The organism is Microbacterium sp. EB106-03-03-XG65 (assembly GCF_058791955.1).
Map to the genome: position 1 here is coordinate 408,773 of NZ_JBYTEB010000001.1, position 17,679 is coordinate 426,451.

The following is a 17,679-nucleotide window of genomic DNA, read 5'->3' on the forward strand; positions in this document are numbered from 1 at the left end:
GCGAGGCGAGAGCGGGCCCGCCCGTCAGTCGAGCACGGGCGCGACCTCCGACCACACCGCACGCTCGTCGCTCGACGGCGCTGCCGGAATGCGTCCCGCACCGTCGGGCTCGGGGATCGCGGCGAGCAGCGCCTGGGTGTACGGATGCTGCGGAGCGGACCACACACGATCCGTGGCGCCCGCCTCGAGCACCCGCCCGGCGAACATCACGAAGGTGCGGTCGGCGATGCGACGGACCACGGCGAGGTCGTGCGAGATGAACAGCATCCCCGCGCCGGATTCCGCGACGAGGTCGCGCATGAGTCCGGCCACGCTGGTCTGCGTCGAAGCGTCCAGCGCCGAGATGGGCTCATCCGCGACGAGGAGCGACGGCCGCGCGGCGAGCGCACGCGCGATCGCGAGACGCTGCTTCTGCCCGCCTGAGAACTGGTGCGGGAAGCGCGTGGCGACCTCGGTGGGCAGCCCGACGCGTTCGAGCCACTCCGCGACGGTCGATCCCTCGGCGCCGCGAGCGCGGGCCGTCGCGATGCCGTCGGCGATCTGATCGCCCACGCGGCGGCGAGGGTTCAGCGAGGTCGACGGGTCTTGGAACACCATCTGGATGCCGGTGAGAGCGAGGTCGCGTCGACGGATGCCGAGGGGCTTCACGGGGGCGTCCCGGAAGCGCACCTCTCCCCCGGCGAGCTTCTCGATGCCGACGACCGCCCGGGCGAGGCTCGACTTGCCGCTGCCGGATTCGCCCACGAGCGCGACGGTCTCTCCGGGGGCGACGGTCAGCGAGACGCCGTCGACGGCGACCACCGGCGGATTCCCGGGGTAGCGCACGACGACACCCTGCGCGTCGAGGACGGCGACTTCACTCATCTCGGGCCTCCTCTTCGGCATCCTGCACGGCCGACTCCGGCAGCACCGGATCGAGCAGCGCGGGATCCGCGTCGACTCTCGCGATCTTCGATCCCGGCAACGCCGCGAGCAGTGTGCGGGTGTACTCGTGCTGCGGGTCGCGGAACAGGGTCTCGCGGTCGGCCCGCTCGACGATGTGGCCGTTCTTCATGACGGCGATCTCATCGGCGATCGCGCTCATGACTCCCAGGTCGTGGGTGACGAGCAGCACCGCCAGATTGCGTTCGGTCGCGAGGTCGCGCAGCAGGCGCAGGATGCCGGCCTGCACCGTGACATCGAGGGCGGTGGTCGGCTCATCGGCCAGCAGCACCTCCGGGTCGCACGCGAGAGCGCAGGCGATCGCGATGCGCTGCCGCTGTCCGCCCGAGAACTGGTGCGGATAGCGCTTCAGCGCAGCATCCGGATTCGGCACCTGCACCGTCTCGAGCAGCTCGATCGCCCTGGCCTTCGCAGCCTCGCCCCGCAGGCCGAGGTGCACGCGCATGTGATCGGTGAGCTGGCGGCCGACCGGCAGCTGCGGGTGCAGCGACGCCGAGGGATCCTGGAAGATCATCGCGATGCGCTTGCCCCGGATGCGGTTGAGAGCCCGACGGCGCATGCCCACCAGCTCCTGCCCCGCGAGCGTGATCGAGCCCCCGGTGCGGGCCTGCCGAGGCAGGAGGCCGAGCACGGCCAACGACGTGAGCGTCTTGCCCGATCCGGATTCGCCGGCGAGACCGTGGATGCGACCGGCCTCGAGGTCGAGGGAGATGCCGTGCACGAGCGGTCGACCGATGTCGATCGTCAGGTCGCGGATGCTCAACGCACTCGTCGAGACAGAGGCGGTCATGCTGCCACCCCCTTCGCCGAGGCCGCATGATCGGCCTGCTTCTCGTGCGTGACCTCGGCCGTCGGGTCGAGGATGTCGCGCATCGCGTCGCCCAGGAAGTTGAAGGCGAGCACCACGGTGAGGATCGCGAGCCCGGGGAAGACCCCGAGCCACCACGCGTCGAAGTTCTGCATCGCCGCCGAGATCATCGAGCCCCATTCGGCCGTGGGCGGCTGCGCGCCGAGGCCCAGGAATGAAAGGCCCGAGAGCAGCAGGATCGCGGCTCCGATGTCGAGCGTCGCGAGCACCAGCACGGGGCCGGCGATGTTGGGCAGGATGTCGATGAACAGCGTCCGCAGCGGCGAGTGGCCGAGCAGACGACCCGCGATCACGTAGTTCTGACCGCGGAGACCGAGCACGATGCTGCGCGTGACTCGCGAGTACTGCGGCCACGAGACGACGATCGCGGCGATCACGGCGTTGAAGAGCGACGGGCCGAGCGAGGCCGCCACGACCATCGCGAGGATGACCGTCGGGAACGCCATGAACAGGTCGGTGATGCGCATCAGCGTCTCGTCGACCCATCCGCCGAAGTAGCCGGCGACGGCGCCGATCACGGTGCCGATGATCATCGCGGCGATCACGAGCATCAACGCGAGCGGGAGGCTCACCGTCGCACCCGTCATCAGGCGCGAGAAGATGTCGCGCCCGTTGCCGTCGGTGCCGAGCAGCGTGTCGATGCCGGGCGCCTGCAGACGAGGCAGCACCTGGGCGTTGGGGCCGTAGGGGACCCACCACTGAGCGGTGAAGGCGACGATGATCCAGGCACCCGCGATCACGGTGCCGATCACCCCGAGCGGAGTGCGCCAGGCGCGCGGCCAGCGCACGCGGAACCGCCACGGGCCGGATGCCGAGTCGATGCGGCTCATGCGATCCTCACTCTCGGGTCGAGGACGCCGTACAGAAGGTCGACGACGAAGTTGATGAGGAGGTAGATGAATCCGACGACGAGGCCGACGCCCATGATGCCGGGCAGGTCGAGGTTCGCCGCCGAGTTGTAGGCGTAGGTGCCGAGGCCCGGCCAGGCGAACACCGACTCGACGAGCACGGTGCCCGAGAGCAGAGCGCCGAATGCCACGCCGACCACGGTGAGGATCGGGAGGGATGCGCCGCGCAGCACGTAGTCGAGGATCACCCGCATCGCGGGAAGGCCCTTGGCCCGGGCCGCACGCACGTAGTCGCTGCCCAGCACCTCGAGCACCGAGGTGCGGATGAACCGGGTGAGCAGGCCGATCGTCACGAGCGACAGCACCATGACCGGGAGGGCCAGGTGGGCGAGAGCGTCGGCGAACCCGACGCCGTCTCCGTTGAGCAGGTAGTCGACCGTGTAGAGGCCGGTGATGCGCGGCGGCGGGGTGATCGACGGACTGATGCGACCGGATCCTGGGGCGATGCGCAGCTCGAGGAAGAACACGTAGAAGCTGACGAGCGCGAGCCAGAAGGTCGGCACGCTCAGTCCGATCAGCGTCACGATGCGGATCACCTGGTCGGTGACGAGTCCCCGGCGGTAGGCCGCCAGCGTGCCGAGCACGACGCTGACCGCGAGGCTGAGGATGATGGCGCCGATCGCGATCTCGATCGTCGCCGGCACCGCGGTGGCCAGGTCGCTGGTGACCGGTCGCCCGGTCACCAGCGATGTGCCGAGGTCTCCGCGGAGGAGATTGCCCATGTAGATGAAGTACTGCACGAACAGCGGCTGATCGAGGCCCTGGGCCTTGATGAACGCCTCGCGCGTCTCAGGGTTCTGCGATGCTCCCTCGCCCAGTGCCGCCGACACGGGGTCGCCGGGCACGAGGTTCGTCAGCGCGAAGGTCACGATCGTGACCCCCACGAGGAGAAGCAGCGAAGTGCCGATCCGGCGCAGCAGGTATCCGACGAGCGGTGACCTGCGACGCTGTGCTTGCCGTCGCACGGCCACCGTCGTCATGAGTCAGCTCCGATCAGCCGGCGGGCGTGATCTCGGCGATGTCCATCTCCCACACCGAGTTGTACACGGCGCCGGTGACGGCATCAGCGGCGGCGATGTTGCGGCCGGGGACGATCAGCGGCACGAACGGGCCCTCCGCCTGCATCGCCTCGGCGAACGAGGTGAAGGCGTCGCTGCGCTGGGCCTCGTCGGTCGCGGCGGCGGCGCCTGCGGCGATGCCCGCGATCTCGGGGTTGGCCTCGGCGGCCCAGCCCGCGCGCAGACCGACCTTCAGACCGGGAGCGAACGGGAGGAAGTTCGCCGAGTCGGCGTAGTCCGGGCCCCAGAACCACAGGCCGAAGCCCTCGGTGCCGTTGACGTAGGCGTCGAGCTCGGTCGCGAAGGGCGCCGGGGCGAGTTCGACGGCGATGCCGGCATCCTCGAGCTGAGCCTGGATGCGCTCAGCGAGCGGGGTGAACTCCACGCCGCCGACCGGGTAGTCGTTCGGGAACTGCAGCTTCAGGGTCTGACCCGTGTAGCCGGCCTCGGCGAGCGCCGCCTCTGCCTTGTCGAGGTCCTGCTCCACGCCGGTCTCGAGGGCACCCTCGAATCCGGGAGGGATCACGCCGGTCGCCTGCACGGCACCCGCACCCGCGAGTTCGAGCAGAGCGTCGTAGTCGAGCGCGTAGCGGATCGCCTCGGCGATCTTGACGTTCGCGAGCTCGCCCGCGACCGCCTCGGACTGGTTGAGCAGCAGGAAGATCGTCTGGCCGGAAGGCACCGAGTCGACGTTCAGTCCATCGCCGAGGCCCGAGACCTGGTCGCCGTTCAGGTCCATCGCGACCATCGAGTCGCCGCCCTTGAGGTTGGCGAGCTGCGTCGCGCTCTCCGACACGTTGCGCACGACGACGCGGCCGAACTGGGCCTCTTCGTCGCCGTTGTACTCATCGCTCTTGGTCAGCACGACCTGCGACGAGAGGTCGAGGGTGTCGAGCACGAACGGACCCGATCCCGCGGACTCGCCGTCGAGGAAGCTCTGCGCAGTGTCGGATCCGTCGATCGATCCGCCGTTCTCGATCACGACGTCGGAGTTGACGATGCCGAGAGCCGGGTTCGCCAGGATCGCGGGCAGCTGCAGCAGCGGGGTCTCGGAGGTGATCGAGATCGTCTTCTCGTCGACCTCGGTGATGGTGAGTCCTCCGAGGAGGAAGTTCGGCTTGGCATCCGTCATGCCCTGGATGCGCTGCAGCGTGAAGACGACGTCCTTCGCCTCGATCGGCGAGCCGTCGGAGAAGACGCGGTCGCCCTCGAGCGTGAAGGTGAACTCGGTCGCCTCGTCGTTCTGCTCCCACGACGCGAGGCCGGGGACCGGAGTCGAGACGTCGGAGCCCTCGAAGTCGACCAGGGTCTCGTAGAGCGCCTTGGCGATCATGTTGCCGGTCGGGTCGTAGGTGTGCCCAGGGTCGGCGGTCTCGATCGAGAACGCGGTGTCGATGACGAGCGAGTCCGAGCCGGACGACTCTGCACTGTTGTTCGCCGAGTTGCCACCGGAGCAACCAGCGAGGGCGAGGAGCGCGACGGCTCCGATCGCGATGACGGACGTGCTGCGACGTGACGACATATGGGCCTCCAAGGGCGAGGAGTTCATCGGGTTCGGTCGACGCCGGGTGGACGACCGGTGATCAGATTCGCATTGTATGGGACTATGTGTCCAGCAAGAATGCAGACGTCATCACAGTCTGTCCATGACCCAGCCCCTGAGGAGCATTGTGTCCACCAAGAGCGACGAAGCTGTGAGGCAATCTGGACGAAGTGCCGCCCCGCTGGACGACATCGGATACAGAATCCTCGAGACTCTGCGCGATAACGGTCGCATCTCGATCGCCGCCCTCGCCGAGGAGGTCGGGATCTCACGGGCCAACGCCTATACCCGCGTCGAGAACCTGATGCAGGACGGCGTGATCACAGGCTTCAGCGCACAGGTCGACCAGGCCAAGGCGGGGCTGTCGATCGGCGCGCTGGTGTTCGTCACGGTGCATCCGCAGGCCTGGGCGTCTTTCCGCGACCGCATCGTCGAGATGCCCGACGTCGAGTGGTGCGCCATCACCACGGGCGAGCATGACGCGATGCTGCTCATCCGTGCGGTCGACGTGAGCGGTGTGCACGAGTTCTCCACCGGCGTGATCGCGCAGCTTCCCGAGGTGCGCACGGTCGTCAGCGTCGTGGTGCTCGACGAGGTCGTGCGACGCTCGTTCCTGCTCCCGACCGACCTGCCGGAGCGCGAGTCGCAGGCCCCCCTCGGCATGACACGCTGGACACCGGCTTCCCCCGGGCGCGACACCCTGCCGCCACGCTGACACCCCGGTCGTTGAGCGAGGACGGCGAAGCCGCCCGAGACGAAACGCCCGCACTCAGGCCGCAGCGACCTCTTCGCACACGCTGAGCTGCGGCAGTCCGTGCATCTCGTAGTGCTCGACGAGACGGATGCGCCCGTCGTCGGTGAGCTCGAGCTCGCTCTCGCCGTCGCCTGTGACGACGGTGCCGTCGGCGACGAGCACGTGCACGAACGACACCCAGATCGTGTCTCCCGTGCGAGTGCCCACGAAGCGGCCGAATGTCACGGTGTCACCGGAGTAGTCGCCCCAGATCGCACCGTCGCGCTCTTGATAGACGAACTCGCTCGGCGCAGCCGGGTCGACCGCCGAGGTGGTCGAGGAGACCATGCGGAAGCGGCGGCCGTCGAGCGAGGGGATGGATGCAGAGGAGGTCACGTTCCGATTATGGGGGTGTCATCGGCATCCGTTCGAGCCCCCTGATCGGGCGTCTCGGGCGCCCCCGATCCACCCCGCCCGCGCGAGACGAAACGCGAGCGACGCGCCCTCGCCCGCCGCGATTCGTCCTCTCGGTGATTCGAGGTCGAGGCGCAGCATCCGACCGGCGCTGTGCACGACGAGGGCGCGACTGACGCATATTCCGGCGTCTCCGCCGCGTCCGTGGGTCCAGCGATATCTCGCAGGTAGCGTGGAGCGCATGCAGTGGACCTCTGACACCTCGGCCGGAGAGTGGCTGCGCACGCGACTCGATGGCGCGGAGAACGCGAGCATGCACTCGGTCGTTCCGCACGGCTTCCCCGCGTACGCCCGCGTTCTGCATCCGGCGATCGTGCGTTCCTTTCCCGACCGCCCCGTCCCCGACGAGGACGAGTGGTCCCGCATCCCGGAGCAGGAGAGACAGGGGCTGGTCGATCAGTTCATCGACGCGCCGACGACCTGGGCAGATGCGGCCGCGGCGTTCGGCACGACCCTGCATCCGGCAGCTCAGTGGCAGAGCCTCGTGCGCACGCCGGCCGGGGGCGACTGGCGCACGAGGATCGCACCCGACGGTCGCGAGTTCACCGCACCGCTCGAGGGAGAACTGTCGGCCGAGGTCTTCGCCGCGATCGCCTCGCACCTGCTCCCGCACACACAGACTCCGGATGCCGGCTTCGCTGCGCTCTGGGAGGGGCACGGCGGGCTCCTCGGCCACCTCGGCCACGCGCCGTCGCGGGCGTTCCTCACCTTCAGTGACGAGCCGAACCATCGCGCGATGCTCGATCGCAGCGTGCACGATCCGTTCAACAACGTCTTCCGCAAGCCCACCTGGCAGCAGGGCGTGCTCTCTCGCGAGATCTCGGAGGGGCCGCGTCTTCACCTGCCGGGTCGCGATCACGTGCTGTTCCGCGGAGAGCTGCGCGCCTTCACCTCGCCGGAGTGGGTCCTCGAAGTGCCGTGGCGCGACCGGCCCGCCGAGGCACACGGATTCCCGCCGGCGGCGCAGAGCCCGAGCCTCCTGTGGCCCGATGACCACGCCTGGGTGCTCGTGAGCGAGGTCGACTTCGACTCGACCATCGTCGCGGGGTCCGCCGAGCTCGTGGCCGCGCTCGTGGCGGACGACCGGATCGAGGCCCTCGCGATCGGCGAGAACGCTCACCTCACCTGGGATGCCGACGAGGTGAACCGATGAGCGCGCCTCGCCCTGATGCGTCCTTCGATGCCCGGCCGCTCACGGATCCCGTCGATCCGCGCGCCGTCAGCGCTTTCGCCTCCGAGCTCCGCACGAAGGGCTCGACGCGTCTCGCGGGGACGACGATCTTCGCCTTCGTGGTCATCGCCCTGATCTTCATCGTCGCCGTTCCCGTTCTCGCGTCGACCATGATCTCGATCGTCACCTCGACGGGAGGATCCGGGGTCGGATCCCTCGGCCTGTTCGTGTTCGGGGGGATCGGCATCGCGGCCGCCGTGATCGGCATCGTCAGCTGGCGTCGCTCGCGGGTGACGAGATACCGTCTCGACGCGTTCGCGCGGGCGAACGGCATGTCGTACGAAGCGCGGATCGCGGACCCGCCTCTTCCGGGGATGGTGTTCGGGCTCGGCCACTCGCGAGTGGCGACCGATCTGGTGCGGGGCGACCGACCGCGCTTCGTGGAGTTCGGCAACTTCCAGTACACGACCGGATCGGGCAAGAACGCGACGACGCATCGCTGGGGCTACGTCGCGGTGAAGCTCGACGTGCCGCTGCCGAACATCGTGCTCGACGCCACGGGCAACAACGGATTCGGCTCGAACCTGCCTGCTGCCTTCCAGCGCGAGCAGCGGCTGTCACTCGAGGGCGACTTCGACAAGTACTTCACGCTCTACTGCCCGACCGGATACGAGCAGGACGCGCTCTACCTGTTCACGCCGGACATCATGGCGCGTTTCATCGACAACGCCGCCGAGCTCGACGTCGAGATCGTCGACGACTGGCTCTTCCTCTACACGCAGCGCAAGGTGACGACTCTCGATCCGGCGAACTGGGCGTGGCTGTTCGGGACCGTCGGCGCGCTGCTGACCAAGTTCGAGCAGTGGGCGCGCTGGCGTGACGATCGTCTGCTCGTCGAGGGATCGGACGCTGCTGCGTCGGCATCCGGCCCTGTGGCGAACGCGTCGCCGGCCGCATCCGATCAGCTGCCGTTCGCCCCGCCCGCGGGACTGCTCTCGCCGCCGCCCGGGGTGGCGCAGGAAGGCCGCCGGCTCAAGCGCAGCGGCCGCTGGCTGCCGATCGTCGTCGTGGTGGGCTTCACGATCTTCTGGTTCTGGTCGCGTTCGTTCTGAACGCACCCGTCGAGGGCGGGTTGTGGGGGTGGGTGCTGACTGGGGATCAGCGCTCCCACCCCATCCCCCCTCGGGATCAGAAGGAGATCTGACTCTCCCCCTGCAGGACGGTCGAACCGTCCGACGCGGGGTCAGCTGGGGACTGACATATCAACCGCGTTAGGCATAACGGTATACCGGGATACGTTGCACGGAATTGCGGCAGACGATCCCGAATGCACCGTTTCGATTGACCTGCGAATCGAGTACTTTTCGCGCGATTCTGCATTGATTTTCGTGCGTCGCGCGCGAGCCCTCCCCTCGACGCGAAACCCACCTTTGGTGCCGAAACCCGCGTTCGTGGCATGGGTCTCGTCCGAAGATCGGGGTCTCGACCCCGCGCACACGCGGCCCCCCAGCAAAACCCACCCTTCGACGCGAAACCCACGTCCCAGGCATAGGTCTCGTCCCAAGATCAAGGTCTCGACCCCGCGACCACGCGGCCCCCAAGCGAAACCCACCCTTCGCCGCGAAACCCACGTCCCAGGCATAGGTCTCGTCCCAAGATCAAGGTCTCGTCCCCGCGCACACGCGGCCCCCAAGCAAACCCACCCTTCGACGCGAAACCCACGCCCCCGGCATGGGTCTCGTCCCAAGATCAAGGTCTCGACCCCGCGCACACGCGGCCCCCAAGCGAAACCCACCCTTCGCCGCGAAACCCACGTCCGCGGCATGGGTCTCGTCCGAAGATCGGGGTCTCGCCTCAAGATCAGGGCCTCACCCATAGATCGAGATCCCGCCCCGGCCGGCCCCCCGACGGCATTCGGGAAGTGATCCAGGTCGGCGTGCGTTACCCCTCGTGACGGTGACGGGGCCGCATCCCTCTGCATGCACGAGAATGGAAATGATGTCTGAACGCGAAGCCCACACCCTCTGGCAGGCCTCCCGCCGCGACGCGGTCACAGGCCCGACCGGCAACCTCGCCCTGATCGAGACCCGCTGGACCGGCGAGCAGCCCGATCTCGCCACGGTGCCCGAAGCAGCCTCCCCCTCTGTCGTGGCGACTCCGATCGAGCGCACGAACATCGAGACCGGTGAGGCCGAGCACGGACTGCGCCTGTGGGATGCTGATGCACCCGCGATCCGCGCCTTCGATCGCATCGACACCTACGAGTACGACCCCGCGTGGGTTCTCACGGGGCACTTCACCCCGGTGTCCGGCGACCGTCGGGTGTCGTTCGAGCACATCCGAGACAACGGCGGCACGCGCGAGCTCGTCGTCCCCGGCGACATCCACTTCGAGCTCGACGGTCAGGAGTACGACCTGGCCGCCTTCGACGACGGCGGCACGCTGCTGCTCGTGTTCGGCGACGAGACCAACGGCTCGGAGACCTACGGGTCGGGACGCTTCCTGTTCGTCGAGCTGCGCGACGACGAGGGCGAGGTCGTCCTCGACTTCAACCGCGCCTTCGTGCCGCCCTGCGGTTTCAGCGCCCAGTACAACTGCCCGCTGCCGCCGGCATCCAACCGCTTCCCCCTGCCTATCCGAGCAGGCGAGAAGAACGTCGTGTTCCGCGACGGCTTCGACATCTACTCGGCGTGACGCCGCATCCGCTCACCCCGACCTACCCGCTCACCCTGGAGTACTCATGAGAAGAACCCGCATTCTCGGCGCGCTCGGCGCCGTCGCCACGCTCGCCCTCGTGGCCGGCTGCGCGTCGGGCGCCACCGACGACGCCGCGAGCGAAGACGCGACCATCTACATCGGCTCGCTGTACGAGCCGACCAACCTCAGCAACACGCAGGGCGGCGGCCAGGGTGTGACCGAGGCGCTGACCGGCAACGTCTACGAGGGCCTCTACCGGCTGAGCGACGACGGCGAGGTCGAGCCCCTTCTCGCCGAGGACGCCGAGGTGTCGGACGACGGCCTGACCTACACGATCACGCTGCGCGACGACGTGACCTTCCACTCGGGCGACCCGCTCACCTCGGCCGACGTGAAGTCGAGCATCGAGGCCGTGACCGCCGAGGATTCCGTGTCGGCGCGCAAGTCGAGCTTCACGACCATCGCCGACATCGCGACGCCCGATGACCAGACCGTCGTCTTCACCCTGTCGCAGCGGTCGATCTCGTTCCTCTACAACCTCAGCTACGTCTGGATCGTGAACGACGAGGCCGGCGACATCACCGGCACGGAAGACGGCACGGGTCCCTACACGCTCGACGAGTGGAAGAAGGGCTCGACCCTGACGCTCACCCGCTGGGACGACTACTGGGGCGAGGCCGCCAAGAACGGCGAGGTCGTCTACACGTACTTCACGGACGCCACGGCCGAGAACAACGCACTGCTCACGGGCGAGATCGACGTGATCACCAGCGTGCAGAGCCCCGATTCGCTGTCGCAGTTCGAGGGCGACGACTACGTCATCAGCGAAGGCACCTCGACCACGAAGGAGCTGCTCGCGTTCAATGACCGGGTCGCGCCCTTCGACAACGCTCTCGTGCGCAAGGCGATCTACTCGGCCATCGACACCGAGAAGCTGCTCGACTCGATCTGGGGCGACTACGGCACCCTCATCGGCTCGATGGTGCCTCCGACCGACCCCTGGTACGAGGACCTCACGAACGTGAACCCGTACGACGTCGACCTCTCGAAGGACCTGCTCGCGCAGGCCGGCTACGCCGACGGTTTCACATTCACCCTCGACACCCCGAGCTACGACCCGCACCCCGCCGTCGCGGAGTTCCTGCAGTCGCAGCTCGCCGAGGTCGGCATCACGGTCGAGATCAACACGATCAGCGCCGACGAGTGGTACACGAAGGTGTTCAAGGAGCAGGACTTCGAGGCCACCCTGCAGGAGCACGTGAACGACCGCGACGTGGTCTGGTACGGCAACCCCGACTTCTACTGGGGCTACAACGACGCCGAGGTGCAGCAGTGGGTGTCGGATGCCGAGCAGGCCGCCACCACCGATGAGCAGACCGCGCTTCTCAAGAAGGTCAACGAGAAGATCGCCGAGGATGCCGCGAGCGTATGGTTGTACCTCTACCCGCAGATCGTGGTCGCCTCGAGCGACCTCAGCGGATACCCGATCAATGGCCTGAACTCGCAGTTCTTCGCCTACGACATCGTCAAGTCCTGACGTGCGAGGGGGATGCCGCACGTCGGCATCCCCCTCGTCCCACCTGAGAAGCCATGCTCGCCTACCTGATCCGCCGTCTCGCGTTCCTCGTGCTGTCGCTCGTCGTCGCCATGATCGCGATCTTCGTGCTGCTGCGGCTGCTCCCCGGCGACCCGGCGAATGCTCTGCTCTCGGTGAACGCGACCCCCGAGCAGATCGCCGCCGCCCGCGCCCAGGTCGGCTCCGATCAGCCCCTCCTGCAGCAGTTCACGACGTGGGCAGCACAGCTGCTGCGCTTCGATCTCGGTGAGTCCTTCCTGAGCTCGCGCCCGGTCGGACCCGACATCGCCGATCGCCTCGCCGTGACGCTTCCCCTCACTCTCATCGCCTTCACCGTGGCCCTGCTCGTCTCGCTCGTGATCGGCATCACCGCCGCCGTGAAGTCCGACCGCTGGTACGGCATCGCACTCTCGGGCTTCGCGCAGCTGGGGGTCGCCGTGCCCGTCTTCTGGGTCGGCGTCGTGCTCGTGTGGATCTTCGCGCTCGGTCTGGGAGTGCTGCCGTCCGGCGGTTTCCCCCGCGACGACTGGGAGGATCCGGCCGACGCACTCCGCTCGCTCGCGCTGCCCGTGATCACCATCGTGATCGTCATGAGCGCATCGCTCAGTCGCTACGTGCGCTCGGCCACGCTCGACGTGATCGGCAGCGACTATCTGCGCACCGCCCGGGCCGGGGGTTCGGGCGTGGCCGAGGCGCTGCTGCGTCATGGTGTGCGCAACGGCTCGGTACCGGTCGTCGCGATCCTCGGCATCGAGCTGTCGACCACGCTGCTCGGCGCCGTCGTCGTCGAGAGCGTCTTCACTCTTCCCGGCCTCGGCAGCCTGCTGCTGTCGGCCATCGAGCAGCACGACTTCCAGGTCATCCAGGGGGTGCTCGTCGTCAGCACGCTTTTCGTGCTGCTCGTCGGGTTCGCCGCCGACATCGTGCAGCGCCTGATCGATCCGCGCCTGCGCACGAGCGTCTCGGGCAACCGATGAGCCGCGTCGCCGAGCAGCTGATCACCGGCTCCGTCCCCGTGCGGAGGCGGCCGAAGGCGACCCTGCTCATCGGGCTCGTGCTCACCGGCGTCATCGTGCTCATCGCGCTGGTGTCGCTGTTCTGGCTGCCCTATCCGCTCGCCGACACCAGCGGCAGCCGCCTCGAAGGACCGAGCGCCCTGCACCTGCTCGGCACCGACCGACTCGGTCGCGACCTGCTGTCGCAGCTCATGTGGGGTGCGCGCATCGCCCTGATCGTCGGCACCTGCTCGGTGGCGATCGCGGCGGTGCTCGGCACGATCATCGGTCTCATCGCCGCGTTCTCACGACCCTGGGTCGACGACACTCTCTCGGCGGGACTCGACGTCGTGATCGCCTTCCCCGTGCTGCTGCTCGCGATGCTGGTCGTCGCGGTACAGGGGGCGTCGCTGTGGTCGGCGGTGCTCGCGATCGGCCTGGCGATGTCGGCGGTCGTCGCGCGGCTCACCCGCATCCTGTCGCGTCGCGTGCTGCAGGAACAGTTCGTGACCGCCGCGCGCACCAGCGGCACGGGCGTGTTCGGCATCGTGTTCCAGCACGTGCTGCCCAACATCGCACCGACCCTCGCGGTCAGCCTCGCGCTGCAGTTCGGTGCAGCCGTGCTCGCGGAGGCGAGCCTGTCGTACCTCGGGCTCGGCGCTCCGCCGCCCAACGCGTCATGGGGTCGGATGCTGCAGGAGGCCCAGGGAACCGTGCTCACCGCTCCTGTCGGAGCGATCGCCCCCGGCATCGCCATCATCGCGCTCGTGCTCGGCGTCAACTTCCTCGCCGACGGCCTGCGCGACCTGGCGGACCCGACCCGCAGGAGGAGCCGATGAGCATTCTCGAGGTCGCAGGACTCACGGTGCGCTCGGCATCCGGCAACCTGGTGCGCGATGTCTCCTTCTCGCTGCAGGCCGGCCAGCGCCTGGGCCTGATCGGTGAGTCCGGGTCGGGCAAGTCGCTCACGTCGCTCGCGGTGACCGGCCTGCTGCCTGACTCACTCCTCGCGTCCGGGTCGGTGCTGCTCGACGGCCACCAGGTCGTCGGCGCGCGGGACGTCGACCTGCGCCCGCTCCGGGGACCCGTCGCCCAAATCGTGTTCCAGGAGCCGCTCACCGCACTCGATCCTCTGATGAGGGTCGGGCGCCAGATCGCCGAGCCGCTGCGTCGTCATCTCGGACTCCGCGGCGCCGAGCTGCGTTCGGCCGTGGCCGCGGCGCTCGACGAGGTCGCTCTCGCCGATCCGCGCATCGCCCGCGCCTACCCGCACGAGCTGTCGGGCGGTCAGCGCCAGCGCGTCGCGATCGCGATCGCACTCGCCGCCCGGCCGCAGCTGCTCATCGCGGATGAGCCGACCACTGCCCTCGACGTGACCGTGCAGGATGCCGTTCTCGGCCTGCTCGAGCGTCTCGTCGCCGAACGCGGCATGGCGCTGCTGTTCATCAGCCACGATCTGGCGGTCGTGTCACGCATGGTCGACCGCATCGTCGTGCTGCGCGACGGGCTGGTCGTCGAAGAGGGTGCGGTCGCAGAAGTGCTGCAGCATCCGACCGAGCCGTATACGCGGATGCTGGTCGACAGCGCTCGCGCGCTCGATGCGTTCCTCGATACGAAGGAGGCCGGTGCATGAGCCTCCTCGAACTCCGCGGCGCCGGCTTCGCCTATGGAACCCAGCGGGTGCTCGACGACGTGTCGCTGAGCCTCGACGAGGGCGACTCGCTCGGCCTCGTCGGCGAATCCGGTGCGGGCAAGTCGACGATTCTGCGCCTGATGCTCGGGCTGTCGGCACCGCGCGACGGTCAGGTGCTGTTCGACGGCGCCGTGCTGAACCTGCGCGATCGCGCGCAGATGCGACGCTTCCGCGCGAGCGTGCAGCCGGTGTTCCAGGATCCGTATTCGTCGCTCGATCCGCGTCAGCGCATCGACCGCATCATCGGCGAGCCGCTGCGTTCACTGCGCCTCGCTTCGGGATCAGATGCGCAGCGCCGCATCGCCGAGGCCCTCGAGTCGGTCGGACTCCCGGCCGACACCGCCGGCCGGTATCCGCACGAGTTCTCGGGCGGCCAGCGCCAGCGCATCGCGATCGCGCGGGCGGTGGTCTCCCGCCCGCGGGTGCTGCTCGCGGATGAGCCGGTGAGCGCTCTCGACGTCACCACTCGCGTGCAGGTGCTCGAACTGCTCGACCGCCTGCGACGAGAGAACGGACTGTCGCTGGTGATGGTGTCGCACGATCTCACCGCGATCGCCTCGGCCTGCGACCGCACCGTGGTGCTGCAGAACGGTCGCGTCGTCGAGCAGGGCACCACGGCATCCGTGCTGCACGCCCCGCAGGACCCCTACACCCGGGCGCTGGTCGACGCGGTTCCTCGCCTGCCCCGGTGAGTCGCACCGTCTCCACCGTCCCGGATGACTGACCGTTCCCCGGATGACTGACCGATCGACGGCGTGTCTTCCGCCACCCGGGCATCAGCCAGCCGAGTGGCCGCCCGACTCACCCGACAGCCCGAAGTACGCAAGCTCCGCATCGTTCAGCATCCGCGAGCGGATCAGGAACCGCATGCCCGTCGGCCCCTCGACCGAGAACCCCGCGCCGCGCCCCGGCACGACGTCGATGGTCAGGTGCGTGTACTTCCAGTACTCGAACTGCGATTCCGACATGAAGACCTCGACCGGGGCATCGAGCCCCACGTCGAGCGCGCCGAGCAGCACGTCGCTCGGGCCGGTGATGAACATCCCGACGGGGTAGCACATGGGCGAGGAGCCGTCGCAGCATCCGCCCGATTGATGGAACATCAGAGGTCCGTGCTGCGCGGTGAGATCGCGGATGAGGGATGCCGCGGCATCCGTCACGTCGACCCGCTGGTAGGTGCCGATGCTGACCATCATGGTGTCCTTTCTCCCGATACCCGGTCGTTGAGCCCCCCCGGTCGTTGAGCGGGGACGGCGGAGCCGACCGAGACGAAACGCAGTGAGGCTTCACGGGGCGTTTCGTCTCGGGGCTCCGCTCCTCGCTCGACGACCGGGGTGGGGCTCCGCTCCTCGCTCAACGTCCTGGGGTGGGGCTCAGAAGAAGCCCATCGGGCCTTCCGCGTACGAGACGAGCAGGTTCTTGGTCTGCTGGTAGTGGTCGAGCATCATCTTGTGGTTCTCGCGCCCCACACCCGACTGCTTGTATCCGCCGAACGCCGCGTGCGCGGGGTACTGGTGATACGTGTTGGTCCACACTCGCCCCGCCTCGATCGCCCGTCCTGCGCGATATGCCGTGTCGCCGCTGCGGCTCCACACTCCCGCGCCGAGTCCGTACAGCGTGTCGTTCGCGATCGAGATCGCGTCGTCGAAGCCGTCGAACGAGGTGACCGAGAGCACGGGGCCGAAGATCTCCTCCTGGAAGATCCGCATGTCGTTCGTGCCCTCGAACACGGTCGGCGCGACGTAGAACCCTTCGCTGAGGTCGCCGCCGAGGTCGACGCGCTCCCCACCCGTGAGCAGCCGCGCACCGCCCTGCTTTCCGATGTCGATGTAACTGAGGATCTTCTCGAGCTGATCGTTCGACGCCTGCGCGCCGATCATCGTGGCCGGGTCGAGCGGGTTGCCCTGCACGACCTTGCCGACACGCTCGAGGCCGTCGGCGAGGAAGCCGTCGTAGATGGACCGCTGGATGAGCGCGCGCGACGGGCAGGTGCAGACCTCTCCCTGGTTCAACGCGAACATCGTGAAGCCTTCGAGCGCCTTGTCATAGAACGGGTCGGCGGTGTCGCGGGCCACGTCCTCGAAGAACACGTTCGGGCTCTTGCCTCCGAGCTCCAGCGTCACCGGGATCAGGTTCTGCGAGGCGTACTGCATGATCAGACGACCCGTCGTCGTCTCACCCGTGAAGGCCACCTTGCGGATGCGCTTGTGCTGCGCGAGCGGTGCCCCCGCCTCGATGCCGAAGCCGTTCACGATGTTCACGACGCCCGCGGGCAGCAGATCACCGATGATGTCGAAGAGGAACAGCAGTGATGCCGGTGTCTGCTCGGCCGGCTTGATGACCACGCAGTTGCCCGCCGCGAGCGCCGGCGCGAGCTTCCACACGGCCATGAGGATCGGGAAGTTCCACGGGATGATCTGGCCGACCACTCCGAGCGGCTCATGGAAGTGATACGCCACGGTGTTCTCGTCGAGCTGGCTGATGCCGCCCTCCTGCGCCCGCAGAACCCCGGCGAAATAGCGGAAGTGATCGACCGCGAGAGGGATGTCGGCGGCGAGCGTCTCGCGCACCGGCTTGCCGTTCTCCCACGTCTCGGCGACGGCGATCTCTTCGAGATGCTGCTCGATGCGGTCGGCGATGCGGTTGAGGACGACCGAGCGCTCCGCCGGGCTGGTCTTGCCCCAGGTCGCGAACGCCTTCCACGCGACGTCGACCGCGCGGTCGATGTCTTCGACGGTGCCGCGGCCCACCTCGGTGAACGGCTTGCCGTTGACGGGGCTCACGTTCTCGAAGAACTGGCCCTTGACGGGATCCACGAACTCGCCGCCGATGTAGTGACCGTATCGGGGCCGATAGCTCGCGATCGCGCCCTGCTGGCCGGGTGCAGCGTACGCAGACGATGCGGATGCTGTGGAGACGTCTTCTTCGACGATGGTCATCGGTGACTCCTTCGACGGGCCGCGGCTCCGATGCCGTGCGGCTGTGCTCCGACGGTAGGTCGCCGCACGTTGCGTCCCGGTG

Annotated in this window: 17 protein-coding genes; 9 read left to right on the forward strand and 8 right to left on the reverse strand. The window is 68.2% G+C overall.

The features are described 5' to 3' along the window. Positions 1-24: 24 nt before the first annotated feature. From AC3WS6_RS01965 to AC3WS6_RS01985, 5 genes are read right to left on the reverse strand one after another with little or no spacing between them, the layout of a single operon-like run. A complete protein-coding gene (locus AC3WS6_RS01965; protein WP_492499395.1) occupies positions 25-864 on the reverse strand; it encodes an ABC transporter ATP-binding protein in 840 nt (279 codons plus the stop codon). Then, positions 857-1,732 (reverse strand): ABC transporter ATP-binding protein, encoded by an 876-nt coding sequence (locus AC3WS6_RS01970; RefSeq protein WP_492499396.1) that lies wholly within the window; start codon positions 1,730-1,732, stop codon positions 857-859. Before AC3WS6_RS01970 ends, AC3WS6_RS01965 begins: the two co-directional genes overlap by 8 nt. Then, positions 1,729-2,640 carry an ABC transporter permease gene (locus AC3WS6_RS01975; protein WP_492499397.1) on the reverse strand — a complete coding sequence of 304 codons (912 nt, stop codon included), beginning with the start codon at positions 2,638-2,640 and terminating at the stop codon, positions 1,729-1,731. The genes AC3WS6_RS01970 and AC3WS6_RS01975 overlap by 4 nt, the downstream gene beginning before the upstream one ends. Next, positions 2,637-3,698 carry an ABC transporter permease gene (locus AC3WS6_RS01980; RefSeq protein ID WP_492499398.1) on the reverse strand — a complete coding sequence of 354 codons (1,062 nt, stop codon included), beginning with the start codon at positions 3,696-3,698 and terminating at the stop codon, positions 2,637-2,639. Before AC3WS6_RS01980 ends, AC3WS6_RS01975 begins: the two co-directional genes overlap by 4 nt. A 13-nt stretch (positions 3,699-3,711) precedes the next feature. Continuing rightward, positions 3,712-5,298 carry an ABC transporter substrate-binding protein gene (locus AC3WS6_RS01985; RefSeq protein ID WP_492499399.1) on the reverse strand — a complete coding sequence of 529 codons (1,587 nt, stop codon included), beginning with the start codon at positions 5,296-5,298 and terminating at the stop codon, positions 3,712-3,714. A gap of 124 nt (positions 5,299-5,422) precedes the next feature. On the opposite strand from AC3WS6_RS01985, the gene AC3WS6_RS01990 reads away from it, so the two are divergent. Then, a complete protein-coding gene (locus AC3WS6_RS01990) occupies positions 5,423-6,034 on the forward strand; it encodes an Lrp/AsnC family transcriptional regulator (RefSeq protein WP_492499400.1) in 612 nt (203 codons plus the stop codon). A gap of 54 nt (positions 6,035-6,088) precedes the next feature. Here the strand turns inward: AC3WS6_RS01990 and AC3WS6_RS01995 are convergent, their stop codons facing one another. Further along, on the reverse strand, positions 6,089-6,448 hold the full coding sequence (locus AC3WS6_RS01995; RefSeq protein WP_492499401.1) for an avidin-fold protein: 360 nt from the start codon (positions 6,446-6,448) through the stop codon (positions 6,089-6,091). A gap of 259 nt (positions 6,449-6,707) precedes the next feature. Here AC3WS6_RS01995 and AC3WS6_RS02000 point away from each other — a divergent pair, with 259 nt between their 5' ends. From AC3WS6_RS02000 to AC3WS6_RS02035, 8 genes are all read left to right on the forward strand, one after another. Then, positions 6,708-7,679 carry a hypothetical protein gene (locus AC3WS6_RS02000; RefSeq protein ID WP_492499402.1) on the forward strand — a complete coding sequence of 324 codons (972 nt, stop codon included), beginning with the start codon at positions 6,708-6,710 and terminating at the stop codon, positions 7,677-7,679. Beyond that, a complete protein-coding gene (locus tag AC3WS6_RS02005) occupies positions 7,676-8,809 on the forward strand; it encodes a hypothetical protein (protein ID WP_492499403.1) in 1,134 nt (377 codons plus the stop codon). Before AC3WS6_RS02000 ends, AC3WS6_RS02005 begins: the two co-directional genes overlap by 4 nt. Before the next feature lie 886 nt (positions 8,810-9,695). After that, a complete protein-coding gene (locus tag AC3WS6_RS02010; RefSeq protein ID WP_492499404.1) occupies positions 9,696-10,391 on the forward strand; it encodes a DUF1684 domain-containing protein in 696 nt (231 codons plus the stop codon). A 46-nt stretch (positions 10,392-10,437) separates the two neighbouring features. Further along, positions 10,438-11,931, forward strand: a complete 1,494-nt coding sequence (locus AC3WS6_RS02015) for an ABC transporter substrate-binding protein (RefSeq protein WP_492499405.1) — start codon at positions 10,438-10,440, stop codon at positions 11,929-11,931. A gap of 53 nt (positions 11,932-11,984) precedes the next feature. Then, positions 11,985-12,947 carry an ABC transporter permease gene (locus AC3WS6_RS02020; RefSeq protein WP_492499406.1) on the forward strand — a complete coding sequence of 321 codons (963 nt, stop codon included), beginning with the start codon at positions 11,985-11,987 and terminating at the stop codon, positions 12,945-12,947. Further along, positions 12,944-13,804 carry an ABC transporter permease gene (locus AC3WS6_RS02025; RefSeq protein ID WP_492499407.1) on the forward strand — a complete coding sequence of 287 codons (861 nt, stop codon included), beginning with the start codon at positions 12,944-12,946 and terminating at the stop codon, positions 13,802-13,804. The genes AC3WS6_RS02020 and AC3WS6_RS02025 overlap by 4 nt, the downstream gene beginning before the upstream one ends. Continuing rightward, positions 13,801-14,598: an ABC transporter ATP-binding protein gene (locus AC3WS6_RS02030; protein ID WP_492499408.1), complete on the forward strand. Its 798-nt coding sequence runs from the start codon at positions 13,801-13,803 to the stop codon at positions 14,596-14,598. Before AC3WS6_RS02025 ends, AC3WS6_RS02030 begins: the two co-directional genes overlap by 4 nt. Further along, positions 14,595-15,350 (forward strand): ABC transporter ATP-binding protein, encoded by a 756-nt coding sequence (locus AC3WS6_RS02035; RefSeq protein ID WP_492499409.1) that lies wholly within the window; start codon positions 14,595-14,597, stop codon positions 15,348-15,350. The genes AC3WS6_RS02030 and AC3WS6_RS02035 overlap by 4 nt, the downstream gene beginning before the upstream one ends. A gap of 84 nt (positions 15,351-15,434) precedes the next feature. Here AC3WS6_RS02035 and AC3WS6_RS02040 read toward each other — a convergent pair whose 3' ends face one another. Together AC3WS6_RS02040 and exaC are read right to left on the reverse strand one after the other, a co-directional pair. Next, on the reverse strand, positions 15,435-15,851 hold the full coding sequence (locus AC3WS6_RS02040; protein ID WP_492501437.1) for a DUF779 domain-containing protein: 417 nt from the start codon (positions 15,849-15,851) through the stop codon (positions 15,435-15,437). A 180-nt stretch (positions 15,852-16,031) separates the two neighbouring features. Next, the gene (exaC, locus tag AC3WS6_RS02045; protein WP_492499410.1) at positions 16,032-17,597 is read right to left on the reverse strand and encodes an acetaldehyde dehydrogenase ExaC; all 1,566 of its coding nucleotides are present in this window, start codon (positions 17,595-17,597) and stop codon (positions 16,032-16,034) included. Between the last annotated feature and the right edge of the window lie 82 nt (positions 17,598-17,679).

What these genes read in the sequence shown, in the direction of transcription:
- AC3WS6_RS01965 (WP_492499395.1), bottom strand. Translation starts at nt 864, where the DNA reads ATGAGTGAAGTCGCCGTCCTCGACGCGCAGGGTGTCGTCGTGCGCTAC.
- AC3WS6_RS01970 (WP_492499396.1), bottom strand. Translation starts at nt 1,732, where the DNA reads ATGACCGCCTCTGTCTCGACGAGTGCGTTGAGCATCCGCGACCTGACG.
- AC3WS6_RS01975 (WP_492499397.1), bottom strand. Translation starts at nt 2,640, where the DNA reads ATGAGCCGCATCGACTCGGCATCCGGCCCGTGGCGGTTCCGCGTGCGC.
- AC3WS6_RS01980 (WP_492499398.1), bottom strand. Translation starts at nt 3,698, where the DNA reads ATGACGACGGTGGCCGTGCGACGGCAAGCACAGCGTCGCAGGTCACCG.
- AC3WS6_RS01985 (WP_492499399.1), bottom strand. Translation starts at nt 5,298, where the DNA reads ATGTCGTCACGTCGCAGCACGTCCGTCATCGCGATCGGAGCCGTCGCG.
- AC3WS6_RS01990 (WP_492499400.1), top strand. Translation starts at nt 5,423, where the DNA reads ATGACCCAGCCCCTGAGGAGCATTGTGTCCACCAAGAGCGACGAAGCT.
- AC3WS6_RS02000 (WP_492499402.1), top strand. Translation starts at nt 6,708, where the DNA reads ATGCAGTGGACCTCTGACACCTCGGCCGGAGAGTGGCTGCGCACGCGA.
- AC3WS6_RS02005 (WP_492499403.1), top strand. Translation starts at nt 7,676, where the DNA reads ATGAGCGCGCCTCGCCCTGATGCGTCCTTCGATGCCCGGCCGCTCACG.
- AC3WS6_RS02010 (WP_492499404.1), top strand. Translation starts at nt 9,696, where the DNA reads ATGTCTGAACGCGAAGCCCACACCCTCTGGCAGGCCTCCCGCCGCGAC.
- AC3WS6_RS02015 (WP_492499405.1), top strand. Translation starts at nt 10,438, where the DNA reads ATGAGAAGAACCCGCATTCTCGGCGCGCTCGGCGCCGTCGCCACGCTC.
- AC3WS6_RS02020 (WP_492499406.1), top strand. Translation starts at nt 11,985, where the DNA reads ATGCTCGCCTACCTGATCCGCCGTCTCGCGTTCCTCGTGCTGTCGCTC.
- AC3WS6_RS02025 (WP_492499407.1), top strand. Translation starts at nt 12,944, where the DNA reads ATGAGCCGCGTCGCCGAGCAGCTGATCACCGGCTCCGTCCCCGTGCGG.
- AC3WS6_RS02030 (WP_492499408.1), top strand. Translation starts at nt 13,801, where the DNA reads ATGAGCATTCTCGAGGTCGCAGGACTCACGGTGCGCTCGGCATCCGGC.
- AC3WS6_RS02035 (WP_492499409.1), top strand. Translation starts at nt 14,595, where the DNA reads ATGAGCCTCCTCGAACTCCGCGGCGCCGGCTTCGCCTATGGAACCCAG.
- AC3WS6_RS02040 (WP_492501437.1), bottom strand. Translation starts at nt 15,851, where the DNA reads ATGGTCAGCATCGGCACCTACCAGCGGGTCGACGTGACGGATGCCGCG.
- exaC (WP_492499410.1), bottom strand. Translation starts at nt 17,597, where the DNA reads ATGACCATCGTCGAAGAAGACGTCTCCACAGCATCCGCATCGTCTGCG.